Source organism: Caballeronia sp. LZ024, assembly GCF_031451455.1.
GTDB classification, from domain to species: Bacteria; Pseudomonadota; Gammaproteobacteria; order Burkholderiales; family Burkholderiaceae; genus Caballeronia; species Caballeronia telluris.
The window spans coordinates 1-1,106 of the sequence record NZ_JARUXL010000038.1; the positions used below are offsets into that span (position 1 = coordinate 1).

A 1,106-nucleotide genomic window follows, 5' to 3' on the forward strand; every position below is an offset into this window, starting at 1 on the left:
GGCGGCCTCAAAAGCGAGGTGCAACACCTATCTCGTATAAGGTGTTGCAATGCCCGACAAAACTACTTCATATCAGCACCTTCAACCTGAAGAACGCCTCGCCATCGCAAGCCTACGACTGCAGGATGTGAGCATTCGGGCCATGGCCCGAATGCTCGGGCGCTCGCCGTCCACCGTGAGCCGTGAACTAACACGGAACAGTTCTCCTGCTGGCTACGCATCAGTGCCTGCTCAAGCGCTGTGCGCCTCCCGCCGTAGCGCTGGTCGCCGCCCCGCCAAGCTTTGCCCGCAAAGCGTTTGCTGGCGAGTCGTGCTCACCCTGCTCGAGTGGAAGTGGTCGCCCCAGCAGATATCGGGCACACTTAGGCGCATGTATCCGACCGATCCGACCCAGCACGTATCGCATGAAACCATCTACACGGCTATCTACGCTCAGCCGCGCGGCGAATTGCGCCGCCAGTTGATTGCCCGCCTGCGCCACGGCCACAGCACCCGTATGTCCCGCACGCGCGGTACAGACCGACGCGGGCAGATTCCCGACATGGTCAGTATCCACGTGCGCCCGCCCGAAATCGAAGACCGCCTGCTGCCCGGTCATTGGGAAGGCGACTTTATCAAGGGCGCCGGAAATCAATCCTCTGTTGGCGTGCTCGTCGAGCGCACCAGCCGCCTGGTGCTGCTTGCCAAGATGCAGGACGCAACCGCCGCCTCTGCTCTGGCGGGCTTCTCGGCCAAACTCAATTCGATTCCCGAACCCCTGCGCCAGAGCTTTACGTACGACCAGGGCAAGGAACTCACGCGGCATCAAGAACTCGCCGCCGCCACCGGCGTAAGCGTGTACTTCTGCGACCCGCACAGTCCCTGGCAACGCGGGACCTGCGAAAACACCAACGGATTGCTGCGACAGTACTTACCTAAGGGCACCGACCTCTCGGTCTACACTCAGGACGAGCTCGATGCCATCGCCGACAGCCTGAACAGCCGGCCGCGCGCAACCCACGCGTTCCATTCGCCATTCGAGGTTTTCGCTGCGACACTTGCCTCAGCGGGACAACCTCAAAACGCTAAACATTAACCCCCTCGTTGCACTTCGGTTTGAAACCGCC

Annotated in this window: 1 protein-coding gene; it reads left to right on the forward strand. The window is 61.4% G+C overall.

The features are described 5' to 3' along the window. The first annotated feature begins 49 nt into the window (after nt 1-49). On the forward strand, nt 50-1,075 hold the full coding sequence (locus tag QCE48_RS31620; protein WP_309784546.1) for an IS30 family transposase: 1,026 nt from the start codon (nt 50-52) through the stop codon (nt 1,073-1,075). The last annotated feature ends 31 nt before the right edge of the window (nt 1,076-1,106 follow it).

Bases quoted from the DNA above. Each gene is read 5' to 3' on its own strand.
- QCE48_RS31620 (WP_309784546.1), top strand. From the start codon at position 50: ATGCCCGACAAAACTACTTCATATCAGCACCTTCAACCTGAAGAACGC.